We start from the raw sequence: 20101 nt of genomic DNA on the forward strand, positions 1-20101 counted from the left end.
GTATCGCAGCTGTTAGGCGTTCAGGAGGAACCTATACTTGATTCACATCACCGGACTCACGAAAACAGGACAATGGAGAAATAATATTACGATTGAGGCGCTGGGGGAAGCGGAGCTGGAATGGTACTGGGCCGACTTCAGCGAGCCGACGGAAGAGGAGTCTGCTTTGCTGTCTTCCTATTTTCATTTTCATCCGCTGGCTATAGAGGATTGCTTCCATCTGCTGCAAAGGCCGAAGCTGGACCATTACGATCCGATTCATTTTCTCGTGCTGCATTCGATTGACCCGGCAACGCTTGCCGTTTACGAGGTCAACATGTTTATTGGCAAGTCGTTTCTGGTAACGTTTCATTACCAGCCTTGCACGGAAATTGATGAAGCGCGGGTCAAAATGACGAGATCGACAAAATCGCAGCAGGACTGGTCGCTCTTTGCCGCATACACGGTCATAGACAAGCTGGTGGATCAATATTTTCCAGCTGTTCAAGAGCTTGAAGAGCTGGTGCTGGACAAAGAAGTTGGCGGACTGAACGGAATTAGCCAGACTGCAATGGACGATATTTTCAACATTCGCTCGCGGCTGCTTCGTTTGCGCAAAACCATTTTGCCGATGCGAGAGCTGCTTTATCGTATTATCAATACCGAGAAAATTAACGGCTTGAATCATTACTTGGCGTTTTATCACGACATTTACGATCATTTGCTTAAGCTGGCTGAGATGACGGACGCTTGCCGCGAGATGACAGCCGATCTGCGGGACAGCTATATTTCGTACAATTCGAATCGGATGAACGCGATTATGAAAACGTTGACGGTCATTACGACGATATTTATGCCGTTGACGTTTTTGGCCGGTTTATACGGAATGAATTTCGTTAATATGCCTGAGCTGAAATGGCATTGGGGCTATTTCAGCCTGCTTGGCGTCATGGTGCTGATCGGTTTGGGCATGTATGCCTGGTTCCGGCGCAAAGGCTGGTTCGATTAAGATGGAGTGCGATTATATTTAGCTTGAAGGGAACTTTGAACAGTGAGCAATGAAACTGAATTTTCCAAGCAAGGCGGCAAAAGGATCGGAGCAGTCGTTCTCGTTCTGTTGATCGTCGTTGCGGCCGCAGTATTGTTATTTTATTTCATGTTATCTTCATTGAAGGCGAAAAGCGAAGGCAGTGAAGGCACCGCCGCCGGCAATCATCCGACAGCCTATGCCTATGAGAAAGCGACAGCAACAAACGGAATGGAGCTTCATGTGCTGGCGACAAAGCCTTCAAACGTTACGCTGGAGACGATTCAAAATAATGTAGCGCTTACGCCCGATTACGGCATAAACGGCGGTTTTTTCTATGAGAAGGCTTTGCTTAGCATCGCTGTCGTGAACAGTCTGCCTGTTAACGGGGCAATAGATGAATATGGCTCGGGCAGCAAAAATGTGAAATACAAACGAGGAACGTTAGTTTGGGACGGAGCGAACAACACCCTGTCGGTGCAGGTTGTTGGCGACGCATCCGAGCTTAAAGTGATGGATCATACGCGATTTTGGGCGCAGGGCGGCATAAGCATGAGCCTGGGCAAAGATGAAGCGTGGGAGCAGCAAATATTAGCGGAACAAGCGCCTTATCCGGATGAAGCTCGTCTTCGTTCAGCGGCGATATATGACCGTAACGGCATTCTTTATCTCGTCGTTAGCAGCACGAAAGGGACACTTGCGGAATTTCGTGATGCGATCGTGGAAGAGGTTGGCGACGGCCTGCTGGAGGACGGCATTTTTCTGGACGGTGACGGCTCCTCGCAGCTGCGCAGCGCTGAGGCGCAGTTGACGGGCGACAATCGACCAGTCGTACAGATGATGAAAATCGTAAAATAGCCGACAATTTATTTAATGATAGTAACAATGTCATTAATAGTTAACGGCATGAAATAAATGTAGGAGCTGTTAATTATATGGTTCAATCATTGCCAATCGATGAGGTGCTTCCGGAATTGCTAGATATTCTTGGCGAACGCGCCGCCGCTGTACTAATCGCAGAGCCGGGCGCGGGCAAGACGACACGCGTTCCGCTTGCGCTGCTTGATCAGCCTTGGCTGGAAGGGCGAAAAATCGTCATGCTCGAACCGAGGCGGCTGGCTGCCCGTTCTGCAGCTAAGTTTATGGCTTCCGCGCTCGGGGAGCAGGTCGGCGATTCGGTTGGCTACCGCGTTCGATTGGATACAAAGGTTAGCGCAAGAACGCGCATCGAGGTTGTAACAGAGGGCGTACTGACGCGAATGCTGCAGGAAGATCCAGCGTTAGAGCAAATAGGCGCCGTATTGTTCGATGAATTTCATGAGCGCCATTTGCACGGCGATCTCGGCTTGGCGCTTTGCTTGCAGACGCAATCGCTGCTTCGCGACGATTTGCGAATTGTCGTCATGTCGGCAACGCTCGCCGCAGAGCCGGTATCGGAATTGTTGGGAGGAGCGCCTGTTATCTCGAGCAAGGGACGGACGTATCCAGTAGATTCGATTTATCGCGACAGCCGGGTTACCGGCAGATTTGAAGAGGAGATGGCGAAGACGATTGCTTTCGCGCTTCGGAATAACGAAGGGGACGTGCTCGCATTCCTTCCCGGCGTCGGCGAAATCCGCCGAACCGCGTCTTTTTTGGCTCAAATGCAAATCGGCGGCGCAGGGAGCGGTATGGCCGTTCGCGTTGTCGAACTGCATGGCTCGATGCCGCTTGAAGCGCAGGATGCTGCGATCGCTCCGTGCAAGCAGGGGGAGCGAAAAGTGGTGCTCGCTACTTCAATTGCCGAGTCCAGCTTAACGGTCGAAGGCGTTCGAATCGTCGTAGACGGCGGATTAATGCGCGTTCCTTATTTCTCGCCGCGCACAGGGATGACGAGGCTGGAAACGGTCCCCGTCTCGCAGGCTTCCGCCGATCAGCGCCGGGGACGCGCAGGCCGGCTTGCGCCCGGCGTATGCTATCGGCTGTGGACCGAGCAGGAGCAGCATTATTTGCCGGTGCAGGCCGCGCCGGAAATCGCCGCTGCGGATTTGGCGCCGCTGGCGCTGGAGCTTGCGGTATGGGGAATTCCGCATCCTTCGGAGCTGTCATGGCTGGATGAACCGCCGCAGGCGGCATTCAGTCAGGCAACGGAGCTGCTGCGCATGCTTCATGCGCTTGACGGCGCAGGCAAGCCGACGGAATGGGGCAAGCGCATAGCGAAGCTTGGCCTTCACCCTCGGCTCGGCTATATGCTGCTGCGCGCGCAGCAGCTTGGCCTGACGCGAGAGGCTTGCACGCTGGCGGCGCTGCTCAGCGAGCGCGACCTGCTGCCGCAGGAGCGCAGCGTCGACATTAAGCTTCGCGTCGACGCGCTTCACGGCGCTGGCGCCGCTGTCGACCGCGGCGCTGCGCAGCGCATTGGAGCGCAAGCCGCGCAATGGCTGCGCTTGCTGGAAGCGGAGGCGGGCGCAGCCATGCCTCCGCAGCCCTATCAAGGCGAGCCATACGGCTTGCTGCTCGCCTTTGCCTATCCCGACCGGATCGCGCAGAGGCGCGGAGACGGCCGGTACTTGCTTGCGAACGGCAGAGGCGCAGCCCTGCCTGAGCTGCAGCCTCTTTCGCGGGCGGCCTATCTCGCCGCCGCGGAAATCGAAGACGCCGCCGGCAGTGAAAGCCGAATCCGGCTTGCGGCGCTGTTGGAGCCGGACGAGCTGATTCGTTCGGCCGGCGATCAAGCGGAGGAGGCGGATACCGTCGAATGGGACGCCGCCTCGCAATCGGTGAAAGCGCGCCACAGGCTGCGGCTTGGCGCGATTATTATAAAGGAAACGCCGCTGCAGCAGCCCGATCCCGAGCTCGTTGCGCGAGCTCTGATCCAGGGCATTCGCCAAAGCGGGGGCTTAAGCTTGCTGCCGCTGAGCAAGGCAGCGTCGCAGCTGCTCGCGCGAATGCGGCTCATGTCCGGCCGCGGCGGCGATTGGCCTGATGTCTCGGAGGCTTCGCAACTTGCAACATTAGAAGAATGGCTGCTGCCGCATATTATCGGCATGAAGAGCAAGGGCGATTTGCAGCGGCTGCAAATGATCGGCATCCTCGAATCGATGCTCAGCTGGCAGCAGCGGCAGCAGCTCGATCAGGAAGTGCCGACGCATATTGCCGTGCCAAGCGGTTCGCGAATTCCGGTCGATTACAGCGATCCGGAAGCGCCGTTTATCGCGGTTCGGCTGCAAGAGCTGTTTGGGCTTCGTGAAACGCCGCGCCTTGCCGGCGGCACGCTGCCGCTTACGATTCATTTGCTCTCGCCGTCGCAAAGGCCCGTCCAAGTGACCCGCGATTTAAGCAGCTTTTGGAGCAATGCGTATTTTGAAGTGAAAAAAGATTTAAAAGGCAGATATCCGAAGCATTACTGGCCGGATGACCCGTACGCGGCGCAGCCGACGAATCGAGCGAAGCCTAGAGGGCAGTAAAACTTGTAAAGCAGGTGGTACGATGCAATTACTAATCATCTATCTGATCGTCGTTAATATAGCCGCTTTTGGCCTGATGGGGTCGGACAAGCAGGCGGCCCGGAGAAATCGGAGAAGGGTTCCGGAAAAGAGGCTGTTCACAGCCGCCGCAATTGGCGGCGCAGTCGGGGCCTGGATCGGCATGCGTTATTTCCGCCACAAAACGAAGCATGCTTCATTTACGATCGGTATTCCGCTTCTTGTCGTCTGGAATGCCGTGGCGATTTATTTTCTAACGTCAACGATTGCTTGAAATCATTGTCATATGGTATATTGAATATCCGTTTTTTTGCACACAATAGCAGCATCGATTCCAAACGATAATCGCCGTCCGCAAGACGGCGATGTTTGCGTTTGCGAGAGAACGGATACATCAATCTTATCTTAGGAGGTAACTGACATGTCGGTTCAAAGTGCCTATCAAGAAGAAAAGGAACGACTGGCAAGCTCGTTGTCCGAAATCGTCTCACAATTACAAGCCATTGGTCCGAAGTACACGGGCGATGACTTTACGGAGCAAATGCTCGATCTTCAGCGCGAAGAGAGGAAGCAGAGGCTGGAAGTCGCCCATCGCGAGCCTTATTTCGGCAGAATTGATTTTCAGGAGCTGCCGAACGGAGAGGCAAAACCGCTTTATATCGGCAAAGCGGGCGTGGCTAAAGCGGGCGGCAATGAACTAATCGTTATCGACTGGCGCGCTCCGGTGGCCAGTTTGTTTTATTCCTTCACAGGCGGCAACGATTCAGCAACTTATGAATCGCCAGACGGCGAGATCGAAGGCCTCGTTCATTTAAAACGTAATTTGATGGTGCGCCAAGGCGAGCTTGTCCGTCTGGTCGACAGCTTTACGCGCGGACAAGAGGAAGAGGCTGTTACGGACGAATTTTTGCTCTATCGTCTAGGCGAGAACAAAGATAATAAGCTGCGCGATATCGTTTCGACGATTCAGCATGAGCAGGACCGCATTATTCGTTCAGAACGGTCGAAAGCGTTGTTCATTCAAGGGGTGGCGGGCAGCGGCAAAACGACAGTCGCGCTTCATCGGCTTGCGTTTCTTCTTTATCAATATGCGGACCGGATGCGTGCCGAGCGAATGGTTATTTTTGCTCCTAACCGGATGTTCCTTGATTATATTTCCGGCGTGCTGCCGGAGCTTGGCGTTGGCGATATTCAGCAGACAACCTTCACGGACTGGGCGTTAGCGCTTCTGAATCACGAGGTAGCGCTGACGAGCAGCGCGGACGCGTTAGCCTATTGGTTCGAGCAGCCGCGCACGGCCGAAGAGGCCGCAATTTCCTCCGGAAGGATCAAAGGCGCGCTTTCATTCAAAGCGATTGTCGATCAACGGATTTCCGAGATTGAATCGCGTATTGTACCTGTCATTCCATTCGAGCCGTTGCCGGGACTTCTATTAAAGCCGGAAAAGATGGAGGAATGGTACAACACCGATTATGGCGAAGAATCGTTAATGAAGAAGCGCGACCGCCTTGCAAGCCGGATTCGCCGCTGGCTCGAATCGACGTTGAAGGAAAAAGGCGTTCACGATAAGAAGCTGCGGGCGAAAGCCAACACGAAGCTGAACGCGTTCCAAAAAAAAATCCCCGCTTTCACGGCACCGCAGCTATACGCGACTCTATTCCATGGCAAGCAAGCGGACAGCAGCATTCCAAAGGCGATTGCAGCCGAAACAACGGCTCGTCTGAAGAACGGCCAGGCGGAAGCAGCGGATCTCGCTCCGCTTGTCTATATTCATCTAAAGCTGTATGGATTAAATATGTCTGCCTACGATCATATCGTCATTGACGAAGCGCAGGACTATTCGCCATTTCAGCTGGAGGCGCTCCGCTTATGCCAATCGACGCCTTCAATGACCGTGCTCGGCGATTTGCAGCAAGGCATACATGATTACGCAGGCATTCAAAGCTGGGACCAATTGACGGACTTGTTCGCCTCCGAACAAACCGGTTATTTCGAATTGAACCGAAGCTATCGTTCCACGATGGAAATTATTGAATTCGCCAATCGTATTCTTGGCGCGATGGGCGGCGGCGTCAAGCCGGCGGTGCCGGTGTTCCGCAGCGGCGATCCAGTCGATGTTGAAAGCTATGTGAACGATGATCAGAGGCTTCTCGGTATTAGGCAAACCGTGCGACAATGGCAGGCGAGCGGCCAATATGACACGATTGCCGTTATCGGACGAACAACCCAGCAATGCGAAGTTATTTATGAAGCATTGCTCGAAGAGGGACTGTCGCCTTCGATCGTTCGCAGCAAGCAGCCGGAATACGGCGGCGGCTTGTCGGTTGTGCCTGTATACTTGTCCAAAGGGCTGGAATTTGACGCTGTGCTCATTTGCGATGCGGAGGACGCGTCCTACGGCGCTCATGACGCCAAGCTGCTCTATGTCGGCTGTACAAGAGCACTTCACAAGCTGAAGCTGCTGCACACAGGAGAGCTGACAAAGCTCATTGCGCCTGAGCAATTGACAATAGCTCCATAAGTTTGACAGTATTAAGACAACTCATGCCGTTTTATTGACTTTAAAACAGTGTGTAACTAAAATTGTGACAGGACATAAACGTATGGATGTCAGCAAGACTATCTTCGTCTAGAAAGGATTTGAATGGATTGAGCAAACCGAAATCGAAAAAACAGCAGAGACCGAATCAGCAGCAGTACAAGTCGAAACAATCGCAAAGAAAAGCTTCGAACAAACCGCTAATCTTTCTAACGTTGGCTTTTGTTGCGGTCATTGCTGTCATCATCATCGGCATGAACCAGCAGAACAAACCGGTCAGCTTCGACTATGCAAGCCTTCCGATGCAAGGGAGCGCGGACGCGCCGGTGAAAATCGTCGAATTTGGCGATTACAAATGCCCGGCCTGCCAAGATTTTGCGCAGAACGTTAAGCCGCAGCTGGAGCAAGAGTACATTAACAGCGGTAAAGTTGCTTTCCACTTCATCAACTATACGTTTATTGCAGAGGATTCCTATACAGCGGCCTTGGCGGCTGAATCGGTTCGCCAACAGAATGAGGAAGCTTTCTGGACGTATTATAAGCTGCTATATGATAATCAAAAAGCGGAAACGATTAAATGGGCGACGCCTGATTATCTCGTTCAGCTTGCTAAAGACGCGAAACTGCCAATCGATTATGATCTGCTGCGCAGCGATATCGACAACAAAACCTATAAAGATCGCATAGAGAAAGACAACTCCCTCGTTCGTCCAATGAATGTTACGGGCACGCCAACGTTGTTTGTAAACGGCAAAAAACTAAATTCCTATTCTTATAACAGCGTTAAAGCCGCAATTGATAATGAGTTAAAGGGGTAGGCAGCACATGAACGAAACGTGGATGCAAAAATACAGCCTTTATTTCGCCTGGATCGTGTCGCTTGCAGCGACGGGCGGCAGTTTGTATTTTAGTGAAATCGAAGGCTTTATTCCATGCGATTTATGCTGGTATCAACGTATCTTCATGTATCCGCAAGCGATTCTGCTCGGCATTGCAAGCTATCGCGGAGACCGGCGGATGATTGGTTACTTAATCCCGTTAAATATTGTCGGCGGACTCATTTCTTTGTATCATAATGTGGAAATTTGGTTTCCGAAGCTGGGCGAAATGGCGCCTTGCCGCTCGGGCATCCCATGCAACCAGGACTACCTTAACATCGGAGGCTGGCTGACCATTCCGCTTATGGCGATGGCAGCTTTCATTCTTATTACGATTTTTCTGTTGCTTGGACGGCGCAAGGAAGAGGAATAATCCGCTTGTTGGACAAGTGTCTTAAAAAGCTTCGGTCGAACGGATGGTTTAAATCATCGTTCGATCGAAGCTTTTTTTCCAAATAGCGCAGCACTATTTTCCAAGAACTATAGTTTACAGCGGAAGAAGCGCATCGGTATAATAAAAAATTAGGGAGTAACGTCAACATGAGTATAGCTAGCCGATATTTATTGAACGAAGCGGAGCCATTTATATCCGCATGTTACGCAGAGCTTGGCAAGCCGGAAGAGGAAGCGGTGAAACGGATTGCCGAAGTGCGCAAGCAAGTAGATCTTGAAGGCTTTTATACGCAAACCTATGAGGAAATAAGCCACGGAGCCAAAATGGCATGGCGCAACAGCAACCGCTGCATCGGGCGTTTGTTCTGGCAGTCGCTTGAAGTGTTTGACGCAAGACGAATGAAGCAAGAGGATGAAATGGCCGAAGCGATATTTAATCACATAAAATATGCGACTAATAACGGTCGCGTTCGTCCAGCTATTACTATTTTCGCGCCTCAGCTTGGATATCAGCGTATCCGAATATGGAACCATCAGCTTGTCCGTTACGCCGGCTATCGTACTGCAAACGGCATTATCGGTGATCCGGCGTCGGTGAAGTTTACAGTGAAGTGCATGGAGCTTGGGTGGAAAGGCCGGCAAACGCCTTTCGACATACTGCCCCTCGTCATTCAAATCAATGACAGAGCTCCGATGCTGTACGAACTGCCGGACGGCTTAGTATTGGAGGTGCCGCTTGCTCACCCGGAGCTTAAGAACTTCGAGGAGCTTCAGCTGAAATGGTACGCGGTGCCGTTTATTTCGGATATGAAGCTGGAAATCGGCGGGATCGACTATACGGCGGCTCCGTTCAACGGCTGGTACATGGGAACGGAAATCGGATCCCGTAATTTGGCTGATACGGATCGTTATAATAAGCTTCCTGATGTTGCAAAGCTGATGAATCTGGATATGACGACAAATACGTCTCTTTGGAAAGATCGGGCGCTTGTCGAGCTGAATGCATCCGTTATTCATTCGTTCAAACGGCATGGCGTAAGCATTGTCGACCATCATACGGCTGCCGAGCAGTTCATGCGATTCGAGAAACAAGAGCAGGCAGCCGGCCGCGAGCTGACCGGGAGATGGTCGTGGCTAATTCCGCCGATGTCGCCAACAACGACTGCTGTCTGGCATCGCGGCTTTAAGGATAAGGAAATAAAACCGATTTATAGCTATCAATCATCTGCTTATGATGCCGGAGGTTAATGAATAGTGGATTTTCGAATGGAGTATTTATCCTTTTTCGTAATTGTAACCGACAGCGAGGACAGCGCTTCTTCCAAACGGTACAAGCATTTTCAGACGCTGGATGAAGACGATTATGAGGACAGTGAAATTAAAAAGTTTGTCGACGGCGAATTTAAACGGATTGTAAAGCGTAAAGCCGAGCGCAATCCGAATACGGAAAACGCGCCGACCAAAATTGGGCGATTTATGGTGGAGCCCGGCTATGAGCTTGGGAGCAACCAGAACTACAACTTGTTTCAAAGGCTGCGCGAAGCGGACAGCAAGGAGCGTTTTATCGGCATAGCGGACGAGCTTGTGCACATTTATATGGATACGAGCGCGGTTCGCGGCGGGGCGTTCATTATCGCTCGCGTAACGTTGAATACGTTTTTCGATGAACCATTTTTGTTTTTGCTGAAATGCGATTTTGAACCGAATATTGCCCGTATTGCCGATGAGCGCAATCTGATTTCTCAAGTCGAGATGGCGATTAGCGCACGGAGCATTAAATCGATTCAATATCCGCATATGCCTGAGGACGGCGTTCTGGAGCATTGGGAGCTGAAAATCCATCAGGCGTCGCATGCGCGGTATTTCGAAGACTTTTTGAAATTCGTCTCGTATGAGAAGCCTCTTCCTGAAGTGATGGGCGATCAGGTCGTTGAGATGGTTCAGCAGTTTATCGAAGAGAAATGGGTCGACGCGCCCGAAAGCACGGAACGGCGCGAAGAAGAGAATGCGCTTGAAATTTGGGCGAACAGCGATAAGCGCGAGCTGCAGGAATACTGGTCGCATGAACAGGTTGCCGCAGCGTCGGCAGCGCTCGTTGAGCAAAAACCGGATTTGTCGTTTACGTTTAAGCTGGACAGCGTAACGATTAAAGGTCTGCTCGCCGACTTTGGCTCGGCGTTCCATTTCGCCAAGCACAACGGAAGGTATGTTGTGGTCATCGAAGGGGACTCCTTTCAGTTTGATAAAGGAAAGTCGCCAATGGAGCTGCTGCATCCGCCGGATTTGGCTGATATTATGGATACGATCGGCACCCATCGCAAAGAACGTACCGGCAGCGATACGGATAGGGGTTCGGCAGCTGCGGATGCAGGCGTCATGAATCCAGACGCTTCCGCTGACGATGTTCCTTGGTAAGCGAACTCGGATTCAGTAGTGAATGAATGGCTATCTCCTTAGGGAACAATAGGGGATAGCCATTCTTTTTTTCGAAGGGGATTTGATACAGTCATGGCTTGGAATTTACTAATTTTTGCGCTGCTGCTGCTGTTTTCGGCATTCTTTGTCGCAACCGAATTTGCCGTCGTACGAATGCGTACGAGCCGTGTCAATCAAATGGTTAACGAAGGCGCTAAAAACGCGAAAGCGGTAGAGAAAATCATCCACCATCTCGACGGGTATTTATCCGCCTGCCAACTCGGCATTACCATTACATCCTTAGGCCTCGGCTGGCTCGGGGAACCAACGGTGCATGAACTGCTGCACCCGCTGTTCGAACATTTTAATTTGCAGGGCGATGTGTTGAACGTTGTTTCTTTCATCGTTTCTTTTGTCATCGTAACCTATTTGCATGTCGTGCTGGGGGAGCTCGCGCCGAAGTCGATCGCGATCTTGAAATCGGAAGCTGTCAGCCAATTTACCGCTCCGATCATTATTTGGTTTAATCGCATTATGTTCCCGTTTATTTGGCTGTTGAACGGCTCGGCGAACGGGCTGATCCGGCTGTTCGGCTTCAAACCGACCGGAGAGCATGAAGAAGCGCACTCCGAAGAGGAAATTAGGCTCATTATGTCGGAGAGCTACGAGAGCGGAAAAATCAACAAGAGCGAGCTCAGCTATGTGAATCGGATTTTCGAATTCGACGAGCGGCTTGCTCGGGAAATTATGGTGCCGCGAACCGATATGATTTGTCTTTACGCCGAAAAAACACGTGAAGAAAATATTGCGATTATCCGAAGGGAGCAATATACCCGTTTTCCCGTGGCCAGCGGAAGCAAAGATAACATTATTGGCGTTATCAATACGAAGCAATTTTTCATGCATGACTTTGCCAATCGGGATACGAGCGTCAAGTCGCTCATGCAGCCGATTTTGTCGGTGCCGGAAGTAATGCCGATTAAAAAGCTGCTTCGCCGAATGCAGCAGGAAAGCGTTCATATTGCGATTTTGCTCGATGAGTACGGGGGAACGTCAGGACTTATTACGATTGAGGATATCGTCGAGGAAATTGTCGGCGAAATTCGGGATGAATTCGATTCCGATGAAGTGAAGGAGATCGATAAGGTTGGCGAGTCGACGTTTATGGTGGACGGAAAAGCGCTTATTTTTGAAGTGAATGAAGCGACGGGCAGTCATCTGGAAAGCCATGATGTAGATTCGATCGGCGGTTGGCTGTTTAATCAGCAGCCGGAGCTTGCGGTAGGGGAGCCGTGGACTTACGCAGAGCTGACTTTTACAATCCGCGAGAAGGAAAAGCATCGCATTCGAAAAATTGAGATTACGGTAAACCGTAAATAACGTACAGGTGTTCCAGCTGTCATTATGATCCATGATCACGATGACGAAAGGGCACCCTTTTTTTGTGTTGAAGCAAGTCATTCCCGGTCATAATTGCCTGTTTGTCCTAATACAATGAAACCGAATGAAGGACAGGGGTGCTGCCGATGGAAGACTTAATAAACGCCATAATTCTCGGTATTGTTGAAGGGCTTACAGAGTTTTTGCCGGTATCGTCTACCGGACATTTGATTTTGACGGCCGATCTGCTTAACTTTCAAGATGCGCGGGCCAAAACATTCGAGGTAGTCGTACAATTCGGAGCTGTACTGGCCGTGCTCGTACTGTACCGCAAGCGGTTCGCCAGCTTGCTCAATTTTAACTTTGCCAAGCCGTCCGGGCTAAACGCGCTGCACATCTTTCTAGCGCTGATTCCTGCAGGCATCTTCGGCGTCCTGCTGCATGGGGCGATTAAACATTATTTGTTCAGTTCGTCAACCGTACTTATTGGTCTGGTCGCTGGAGGGTTGCTGATGATCGCCGCCGACCGCTGGAAGCGAAAGATTACAGCGGAGGAGATCGACGACATCTCGTACAAACAGGCGTTTGCGATCGGTCTTTTTCAAATACTGGCGCTATGGCCGGGTTTTTCGCGTTCCGGATCAACGATATCAGGCGGCATGCTATTCGGAGCGAGCCAGAAGGCCGCTGCCGAATTCACGTTTATCGTATCCGTGCCGATAATGGCAGGGGCAAGCGGTATTGATCTTATTAAAAGCAGGGAGTTTCTAACCGCAGCCGATTTGCCACTGTTTCTTATCGGGCTGTTAGCCGCTTTTATCGTTGCGACTATAGCGATCGTAACCTTCCTCAATTTAATTAAAAAATTGCGGTTGTCCTGGTTTGCCTATTACCGCTTTGCGCTTGCCGCCATTTTTGCCATCGTCATGTTGTAACCCATTAACTGCGGGGGGCTAGTCCGTCCCTGAACAGCGCCATAATTTGCTCTGCAGCCTGTTTAAGCGTTGCTCATCGCTTACGATTTCTTTACGGTTTTTTACCGTAAGAACAGCGGTGTAGGCGTGGGCGAGGAACAGCGGATTCGCATGGACAATTTCGCCTATTTTCGCCCGATTACGGCAATGCTGTACTTGACGGCGATGGTTGTGCTGGGCGCTATTGAACACAAGCCAAACAAGGCCGAAAACGGCCTTGTTTGGCTTATTTCGTGAGCAGCAACGCCGTGAGCCGTCACATTGCAGCGCATGTGTAACCATTTTGCTTCAATTGCCGTCTATAGTTGCAAACAGAAAGCAAATGGAGGTTTTTTGCATTGAAAAAAGCAACTATGATTACCGGTTCGTTAATAATAGCGATCGTTCTCGCCATTATAGTTGGCGTAATAGGCGCGGATAAGGTGCAGGCGTGCTCGTGTGAGGCAAATCCGGGCCCAAAAGCAATGTTGAAATTTCAGGATGTTGTTTTTGCGGGAAAAGCGGTGGCGGTGAAATCGAAAAGCAACATCCCGCTCCTTGCCTCATCCGACGTTCCGGTTCGAGTCGATTTCCAAGTTAGCGAGATTTGGAAAGGGGCTGTTGATGCCGATACGGCGGTTTTTACAGCTTCAAACGACAGTTGCGGCGTTGATTTTAAGCCTGGCACCGACTATTTGGTTTACGGCAATATGGAGAACGGCAAGCTCCGAGTTAATCTATGCGGCGGAACGAAAAAGCTGAACGCAGCTTCAGCCGATTTGCTCGTGCTAGGCAAAGGAACAGCGCCGTCCGGGCCTTACCGCGAAGACGGCGCTCTAACGAGGTGGATGCCGCTCTTGATCACGGCAGCTGCACTGACACTGTTTCTTTTCTTTATTGGCTATGCGCGCAAGCGCAGACGAACGTTTAAATAAGGAACATTGCAACGATAGTTGTTACGATCAGGCCGATAATGACTGGCTTCAAGTTGCGGCGCGCAAGCTCAAACGGGCTGACGCCGCAAATCGCTGCCGCAGGTATAAGCGCCCACGGCACAAGGGTGCCGCCGCCAACCCAAATCGCGGCAACTTGACCGAGCGCGGTCAGCGTAGCGATGCCGGAGCCGATTGCACCGGCGAACAATTTGGCGATGGAACCGGCGAGCGAAATGCCGGAGAAGCCGGAGCCGTCAAGACCGGTAACTGCGCCGACCGTCGTCAGCGTTACAGATCCGACAGCGCCGTTAACGGGAACGCTGTTCGCGAGCGCGACGCCAAGGTCGTTGACGATGCCGTGCGAGCCGGCGGGCAGCGTTTCGCCGAACATGGCGATGAAGCCGGAATCGCCGAGATAGAAAAAGGCGGCGATTGGAATGACCGGGCCAAATACTTTGAAGCCAAACAGAAACCCTTCGATCAAATAGCTGGTCGTTTTTTCAAGCCCTTTCGCTTTATGCGCCAGCATTGTAATGAGCAGAAGAATAAATATTGCAGTGCCGCCGATTAATGCGGTTGCGTCTCCGCCTTGCAGATCGAGCGCGAACATCGCAATGACGTCGAGTGTGAACAGAATCGGAATGAGAATGGCAAGCACGATTTTGGATCGTCGCGAAAGCGCATAACGATCTGTCGCTTCGTTGCCGTCAGCTGCCGCTGTGTCGGCGGCAGATACGAGGCCGTTTCGCCATTTTCCTTTTTTCATATCGCTGCGCATCATCCGGAAGGCGAAAACTGTTGTCACAACGCCCATGACGATGACGAGAGGGATGCTTGCTTGCATCACATCAGTGACGGGAATGCCTGCGGCATCGGCTGTCAATTTAGGCGCGCCTTGAATAATATAGTCACCGGATAATGCGATGCCGTGGCCGAATAAATTCATCGCCATAGCTGCGCCAAGCGCAGGCAGTCCGACGCGAATCGCTACCGGCAGCAGGACAGCTCCAATGAGAGCGACAGCTGGAGAAGGCCAGAAAAACCAGGACGTAACGAGCATAATAAGTCCGATTCCCCAGAAGGCGAGCGCAGGGGAGCGAAGCAGGAACGTGAATGGTGAAATCATGACTTCGTTTATGCCTGTTCGAATGAGTACACGGCTCATTGCGACGATTATGGATATAATGAGAATCGTGCCGAGCAATTCTTTAATGGCATAAATAAAACTGTTGAAAATGCCGCTGATCGAGCCGGTCAACGTTTCCGTTGCGAGCAGGCCGATGCCAAAAATGCCGACAATGCAAATAAGCGACGTATCGCGCCGCATGAGCATGAATCCAATAATGGCGATAATGAAGGTTAAATACACCCAGTGAATCGCCGACAATTGAATTTCCATATGGGATCACCCCTTATATGATACAAGAGACAGGTTTGACCCGCTCTCGTACTGTACATTATGCGGAAGCCATAATAGGCGTTCATACCGAACGAAACTATTTTGTTGCAGCAGCGGCATTGACGAATCCGGCATTAACGATACAATAAATGTGTTAAAGTTAAATTTTTGAGGCAAATTAAGATTGTGATTGGAGTTCGGAGGTCATCATGGAACAGGTAAAAGTGTTAAATGCAAAAATGACGTATACGAAGGAAAGCGGTTATGTCGGACAAGTTCAATTTGAAGTGACCGGATTTCCGAATCAGTATGAAATAACGCTGCATAGCCGCAAAGCGACAGAGTGGGGTTACGGGTTATTTTTTCTGAACGAGTCAGGAGACGAGGAGCAGCTGCTTCAGGTGGAAGATATGCTGGAAGAGGATGACGAGCTTTTCGATTATTTAGTCAATGCGGCACAGGAGAAACTTGAAAAATAAATTTGCTCAGCGCAGCAAAAAAACCATTCGTTTTCTGGCATTTGCCGGGAAAATGAATGGTTTTTATCTATTGCGCGATTATTATCGTTCTTGCTAACGATGTTACATATTCCGCTCGGCTTTCTCGTTCTTCCGTGAACGGCTGCGAATACCGAAGTGCCAAACCAGGAAAGCCGCCGCGACTGCAGCCAATATGAGAACAATGATGACGCCGTATTCGTAAATCAGATTTCCGATTTCCTCGACATGATCGCCAAACAATGAGCCGATAATAAAATAAGTTAATGTCCAAATCAATGCGGACGGATAAGCGTACATCGCAAAACGCGCATAATTCATTCGGTTTGTGCCGGCAACAAACGGCATAACATGCCGCAAAAACGGAAGCAGCAATCCGATGCCAAGCGACCAGCCGCCATATCGTTCATTGAGCTGATGCGCTTTAGTGACAAATTTCTCGATGTTTTTTTTGCGCATAAACCAATCGAACAGCTTAGAGCCGGCAAATCGGCCGATTGCATAGTTAAAGGTCATAGCAGAGCATATGCCTAGAAACGTCATCAAATAAGCCGGTATAGGATCAAGAATGCCTGATGCCGACAATGCGCCTCCTGTAAGAACGACGGCTTCATTCGGGATGGGAAGCCCGATTAAACCTAAACATAGTACAAGGAAAAGAGCGACATACCCGATTTGTTCGATAATGTCCAATAAAAATTGATAGCCCATTGGCTTTGTTCACCCTAACGATTATAGATTTCAAATTTGCAATCCTGTTTGCTCATCATAGGCTAACATAATTATAAAAATTACGAAAGCGGTGATAATCAGAACGAACGGAAAAAATTTCTTAACCGTTTCGTAACCAATTCGGCTGTTGCCTTGTCTAATATGATAGCATGGCTTCATTTTAGTTCAATAATAAAAGGCGGCGGGACGAAATGTCTTCATTTCAAATACAGGTGGAACGGCTTCGCGCATACGAGCCGATTTGTTATACGATTTGTTTATCTTTGCTTGCGGATCAACGAGCGGCTGAGTTTACGGCGGAAAAGCTGCTGTTAAAGCTGTTTGGCGACGCGTCATTTTGGCAGCTTGACGAAAGCAAGCGGGAACGTTATGTATTACGTTTAGCAAGCGCTATTTGTTTCGAACAGTTTGAAACGCAATACTATATGAAATCCTCATAACGGCTGGAAGGAAGTATGAAACCGGATGGCGATTGCACACCACGATAATGACCCTTTCTTGATCAAAAGCTCGCCTGCAGAAGCAGGCTTAGATGCGGCCGCATTGGAAAGACTGGAACCGCTGCTTGCCGAATGGCGCATGACATCGGTGCTAATCGCAAGAGGCGGACAATTGGCGTACGAATGGCATGAGAAGGGCGAAGACAGCGTAGCGCCGCTGTTATCCTGCACTAAAAGCGTTTTGTCCTCTTTGATCGGCATAGCAATTGAAGAAGGGCGGATTGCCGGCGTCGATCAGCCGATTTCCGATTATTTCGGCGAAGCGGCTGATCCGCAAATCAAAATCAAGCATTTGCTGACGATGACGGCGGGCTGGGATTGGCCTGATTTCGATAAACGATATAAAGCGATGAAAGCTTCCGCTGATCCAGTCGGTTTCGTGCTGGACTGCGATCTCGTACATGAACCGGGCAGCGCTTACGCTTATAATTCCGGCGGATCGCATCTGTTGTCTGTTATTTTGACGAAAGCGGTCGGATGCAGCGCTTTGGATTATGCGAGCAGCAGGCTGTTTCAGCCGATGGGCTTTCGCCAGGCGAAATGGACTTCGAGGCGAGGGATTAATGAAGGCGGTACCGGGCTCCAGCTTTACAGCCGGGATTTAGCCAAGTTTGGACAGCTGTTTTTGCAAAAAGGAAATTGGTTCGGCCGGTCCTTGCTATCAGCCGATTGGATCGAACAATCGACCAAGCCGCATCATCGCGCGTTGTTAAACTACGAACCGCCGATATACGGCGCATACGGATTTCATTGGTGGCATTCGCCCGCATCGCATAACGGCGCGTTCGATTGCTTTTTTGCGTTTGGCCACGGCGGTCAAATTCTTCTTGTCGCTCCAGAAGCGGAGCTTGTTGTTGTCGTACGGAAACGTATAACCGGCCGAAACGCGGCGATCTACTCCAGAAGACTTATTATGGATTATATTGTATCTTCAATAATTTAATTATAGGTGCAACTTTTTCCTTTACGTTGCGTTCATAAGTTTGTCAGATCATGCCTTAATACATATCAAAAGGAGATTTCAATGGTTAAAAAAGCAAGCCTTTTCGCTCTTGTCGCCCTGTTACTCATGTCTTTAGCCATACCATTTCAAGCCCATGGAGCTGCGCCGCCTGCGACAGACCATTTGGTGCTCATTCAGAAAACCTCGCAAATGTATCACAACGGCAAATATTTTAAAGCATCACAGCCATTGACCGAGAAGAAGGGGGTAACTTACGTCGCAGCCCGTTCGATCAGCGAACGGTTATATTCAAAGCTTTACTATGATTCGAAAGCGCAAGAATATGTCATTTCCTATTTGAAGCAAGAGATTCGTTACCGGACGAACAGCTCCAGCTATAAAGTAAACGGAGAAGTAACGGAAATGAACGGCGCTCCGTTCATTCAGAGCGGGACGCTGATGATCCCGATTCGTTCCCTTCTTAAACCTTACGGCATTACAATGCAAGTGAAGGCTGCGGAGAAAAAAATCGATTGGATCTGGATCGTGAAGCCGCAAGCCGATTTCACCGTTTCCCCACAGACGATTTATGCAGGAGAGACGGAAGTGTCGTATGTTGATAAAGCGTATCATCCTGGCGGCAAGCTGATTGTGGACGAGCGTTGGGAAGGATATGCGACTTCGTTCAGCACGCCGGGACAGTATACGGTAAAACGCTGGGTGCAGGATGAAAACGGAACGTGGAGCGATCCTTACTCGGTGGTTATCGATGTGATGAAACCGAATGAACCGCCAGCAGCTAAGTTTGTAACGGACAAAGCTTCTTACAAAATGGGCGAGCCTATTTTGTATACCGATTTAAGCACGGATCCGGAGAACCAGATCAAGAAGGCGGAATGGACGAACAATGCCAAAGGCTTTTTCGTGCCGGGACCGCAGACTGTTACGCTTAAAGTAACGGATGCGCATGGCGCAACCAGCGAATATTCGCAAACCGTTACGATTGAGAATGAAACGCTGTACGCGAAACAAGATTTTGATAAGCTGTTTACCGATGTAGGCGATAAATTCCAGATTGATGGCGGAAGCGTCCTTCAAATGTCAACCATCCCGTGGACATTCACTGTGAACGGCCAACAGACGCTTATTCGCAGCAATAGCCCGGAGCATATAGAAGAAGAGGGCATTTATTACTCGGATACAGCCTCCGGCAATGTGCGCTTCCTGACGCACAATCAGAATAACCGCGTTAATCCGGTGAGAGTATACATTGTCGCAACGAACGAAAATGCGGAAGAGGCTACTGTGACGGAGCAGCATGTCGGCGTAGGCGGTCCCGCTCCTTACGTATCGCAAACCGGCAAAGCCGCGGTCGGCAATTTCTTGCTCTCGCATTCCGGCGTTGCGCTCAACAAGGTTACGGCGATTCCGGCTGGCGAAAGCCGCGTCATCCTCAGCAAGCTTAGCGATGTGAATTTGGCGCAAGCGAGAGTTGTGACAATGTATGCCGACGTTGTAACGTCCGCTCCAATCAAGTTTACCGTCGTTGTTGTCGACGCCGACAAAGACGTTCTTGCCGAATTGCCGAATCTTCAGCAATTGCCGCGAGACGGCAAGCATGTTCGCGGTACTTTCCACGACGCGAACCGCTCCGTTGGCATTATGGAACCGATCGGAGCGACGCCTTCGCGAATTATTATTACGGACAAAGTCGTCGATACGCGTTTGACGGGCTATGATGTGACAACCGGCGACCTCATGTCCAATGACGGCAATAACGGCGCCTATTACTCCGTAACGCTGTACAATGTTCATCCGCGCACGTTAATCGGAATCAATCCGAGGGGCGGTCATTACGGCGGCGCTTTCCTTGTTAATAATCAACTCGTTTACACGACATCGTCGACGATATTGAAGGATGCAAATGACGTTGGGGTACTGTACCGGACGGGAGACCGTGCGGAAACAGTGACGATCGCCTTTACGCCGGCGTCGGGCAGCAACCTTCCGTTTAATATTTTGTTATACCCGCTGCCTGCCTTGAAATAGAAAGCCATTCATGTAAGA

Annotated in this window: 20 protein-coding genes; 18 read left to right on the forward strand and 2 right to left on the reverse strand. The window is 50.6% G+C overall.

Annotation, left to right across the window (positions count from 1 at the left end; all coding sequences use genetic code 11):
* Positions 1-37: 37 nt before the first annotated feature.
* The 13 genes from corA (at position 38) to GOM71_RS14065 (ending at position 13963) form a co-directional block, all read left to right on the forward strand.
* Positions 38-988: a magnesium/cobalt transporter CorA gene (corA, locus tag GOM71_RS14005; protein WP_156282101.1), complete on the forward strand. Its 951-nt coding sequence runs from the start codon at positions 38-40 to the stop codon at positions 986-988.
* Between the two features lie 42 nt (positions 989-1030).
* Positions 1031-1864 (forward strand): hypothetical protein, encoded by an 834-nt coding sequence (locus GOM71_RS14010; RefSeq protein ID WP_156282103.1) that lies wholly within the window; start codon positions 1031-1033, stop codon positions 1862-1864.
* 77 nt (positions 1865-1941) lie between these two features.
* A complete protein-coding gene (gene hrpB, locus GOM71_RS14015; protein WP_156282105.1) occupies positions 1942-4452 on the forward strand; it encodes an ATP-dependent helicase HrpB in 2511 nt (836 codons plus the stop codon).
* 22 nt (positions 4453-4474) lie between these two features.
* Positions 4475-4744, forward strand: a complete 270-nt coding sequence (locus tag GOM71_RS14020; RefSeq protein ID WP_156282107.1) for a DUF1294 domain-containing protein — start codon at positions 4475-4477, stop codon at positions 4742-4744.
* Between the two features lie 147 nt (positions 4745-4891).
* Positions 4892-6991 (forward strand): HelD family protein, encoded by a 2100-nt coding sequence (locus GOM71_RS14025; protein ID WP_156282109.1) that lies wholly within the window; start codon positions 4892-4894, stop codon positions 6989-6991.
* A 128-nt stretch (positions 6992-7119) separates the two neighbouring features.
* Complete coding sequence (locus tag GOM71_RS14030) at positions 7120-7827, forward strand: DsbA family protein (RefSeq protein WP_253944844.1); 708 nt, start codon at positions 7120-7122, stop codon at positions 7825-7827.
* A gap of 7 nt (positions 7828-7834) precedes the next feature.
* Entirely contained in the window at positions 7835-8260 is a 426-nt protein-coding gene (locus GOM71_RS14035) for a disulfide oxidoreductase (protein ID WP_156282112.1), read from the forward strand.
* Between the two features lie 167 nt (positions 8261-8427).
* Complete coding sequence (locus GOM71_RS14040; RefSeq protein ID WP_156282114.1) at positions 8428-9528, forward strand: nitric oxide synthase oxygenase; 1101 nt, start codon at positions 8428-8430, stop codon at positions 9526-9528.
* Positions 9529-9534: 6 nt separating this feature from the next.
* A complete protein-coding gene (locus GOM71_RS14045) occupies positions 9535-10695 on the forward strand; it encodes a DUF3900 domain-containing protein (RefSeq protein WP_367649609.1) in 1161 nt (386 codons plus the stop codon).
* Between the two features lie 93 nt (positions 10696-10788).
* Entirely contained in the window at positions 10789-12075 is a 1287-nt protein-coding gene (locus GOM71_RS14050; protein ID WP_156282116.1) for a hemolysin family protein, read from the forward strand.
* 146 nt (positions 12076-12221) lie between these two features.
* Positions 12222-13010, forward strand: coding sequence for an undecaprenyl-diphosphate phosphatase (locus GOM71_RS14055; RefSeq protein WP_156282118.1), 789 nt, complete (start codon positions 12222-12224; stop codon positions 13008-13010).
* Between the two features lie 69 nt (positions 13011-13079).
* The gene (locus tag GOM71_RS14060) at positions 13080-13286 is read left to right on the forward strand and encodes a hypothetical protein (protein ID WP_156282120.1); all 207 of its coding nucleotides are present in this window, start codon (positions 13080-13082) and stop codon (positions 13284-13286) included.
* Between the two features lie 101 nt (positions 13287-13387).
* Positions 13388-13963 (forward strand): hypothetical protein, encoded by a 576-nt coding sequence (locus GOM71_RS14065; protein WP_156282122.1) that lies wholly within the window; start codon positions 13388-13390, stop codon positions 13961-13963.
* Here the strand turns inward: GOM71_RS14065 and GOM71_RS14070 are convergent.
* Positions 13956-15362 (reverse strand): hypothetical protein, encoded by a 1407-nt coding sequence (locus GOM71_RS14070; protein ID WP_156282124.1) that lies wholly within the window; start codon positions 15360-15362, stop codon positions 13956-13958. The two genes, GOM71_RS14065 and GOM71_RS14070, sit on opposite strands and share 8 nt — an antisense overlap.
* A 17-nt stretch (positions 15363-15379) precedes the next feature.
* Here GOM71_RS14070 and GOM71_RS24725 point away from each other — a divergent pair, with 17 nt between their 5' ends.
* A complete protein-coding gene (locus tag GOM71_RS24725; RefSeq protein WP_301539632.1) occupies positions 15380-15511 on the forward strand; it encodes a hypothetical protein in 132 nt (43 codons plus the stop codon).
* A gap of 60 nt (positions 15512-15571) precedes the next feature.
* Positions 15572-15841, forward strand: a complete 270-nt coding sequence (locus GOM71_RS14075) for a hypothetical protein (RefSeq protein ID WP_156282126.1) — start codon at positions 15572-15574, stop codon at positions 15839-15841.
* A gap of 102 nt (positions 15842-15943) precedes the next feature.
* Here the strand turns inward: GOM71_RS14075 and GOM71_RS14080 are convergent, their stop codons facing one another.
* Positions 15944-16570, reverse strand: a complete 627-nt coding sequence (locus GOM71_RS14080; RefSeq protein ID WP_156282128.1) for a DedA family protein — start codon at positions 16568-16570, stop codon at positions 15944-15946.
* Positions 16571-16782: 212 nt separating this feature from the next.
* On the opposite strand from GOM71_RS14080, the gene GOM71_RS14085 reads away from it, so the two are divergent.
* The 3 genes from GOM71_RS14085 to GOM71_RS14095 all read left to right on the forward strand — a co-directional run bounded on the left by GOM71_RS14085 (position 16783) and on the right by GOM71_RS14095 (position 20083).
* A complete protein-coding gene (locus GOM71_RS14085) occupies positions 16783-17031 on the forward strand; it encodes a hypothetical protein (protein WP_156282130.1) in 249 nt (82 codons plus the stop codon).
* A 58-nt stretch (positions 17032-17089) separates the two neighbouring features.
* A complete protein-coding gene (locus GOM71_RS14090; protein ID WP_253944845.1) occupies positions 17090-18034 on the forward strand; it encodes a serine hydrolase domain-containing protein in 945 nt (314 codons plus the stop codon).
* 81 nt (positions 18035-18115) lie between these two features.
* Entirely contained in the window at positions 18116-20083 is a 1968-nt protein-coding gene (locus GOM71_RS14095; protein WP_156282134.1) for a stalk domain-containing protein, read from the forward strand.
* Positions 20084-20101 lie beyond the last annotated feature (18 nt).

Source organism: Paenibacillus sp. NEAU-GSW1 (genome assembly GCF_009737085.1).
GTDB lineage: Bacteria > Bacillota > Bacilli > Paenibacillales > Paenibacillaceae > Pristimantibacillus.

Bases quoted from the DNA above. Each gene is read 5' to 3' on its own strand.
- hrpB (WP_156282105.1), top strand. From the start codon at position 1,942: ATGGTTCAATCATTGCCAATCGATGAGGTGCTTCCGGAATTGCTAGAT.
- GOM71_RS14020 (WP_156282107.1), top strand. From the start codon at position 4,475: ATGCAATTACTAATCATCTATCTGATCGTCGTTAATATAGCCGCTTTT.
- GOM71_RS14025 (WP_156282109.1), top strand. From the start codon at position 4,892: ATGTCGGTTCAAAGTGCCTATCAAGAAGAAAAGGAACGACTGGCAAGC.
- GOM71_RS14035 (WP_156282112.1), top strand. From the start codon at position 7,835: ATGAACGAAACGTGGATGCAAAAATACAGCCTTTATTTCGCCTGGATC.
- GOM71_RS14040 (WP_156282114.1), top strand. From the start codon at position 8,428: ATGAGTATAGCTAGCCGATATTTATTGAACGAAGCGGAGCCATTTATA.
- GOM71_RS14050 (WP_156282116.1), top strand. From the start codon at position 10,789: ATGGCTTGGAATTTACTAATTTTTGCGCTGCTGCTGCTGTTTTCGGCA.
- GOM71_RS14055 (WP_156282118.1), top strand. From the start codon at position 12,222: ATGGAAGACTTAATAAACGCCATAATTCTCGGTATTGTTGAAGGGCTT.
- GOM71_RS14070 (WP_156282124.1), bottom strand. From the start codon at position 15,362: ATGGAAATTCAATTGTCGGCGATTCACTGGGTGTATTTAACCTTCATT.
- GOM71_RS24725 (WP_301539632.1), top strand. From the start codon at position 15,380: ATGATACAAGAGACAGGTTTGACCCGCTCTCGTACTGTACATTATGCG.
- GOM71_RS14075 (WP_156282126.1), top strand. From the start codon at position 15,572: ATGGAACAGGTAAAAGTGTTAAATGCAAAAATGACGTATACGAAGGAA.
- GOM71_RS14080 (WP_156282128.1), bottom strand. From the start codon at position 16,570: ATGGGCTATCAATTTTTATTGGACATTATCGAACAAATCGGGTATGTC.
- GOM71_RS14085 (WP_156282130.1), top strand. From the start codon at position 16,783: ATGTCTTCATTTCAAATACAGGTGGAACGGCTTCGCGCATACGAGCCG.
- GOM71_RS14095 (WP_156282134.1), top strand. From the start codon at position 18,116: ATGGTTAAAAAAGCAAGCCTTTTCGCTCTTGTCGCCCTGTTACTCATG.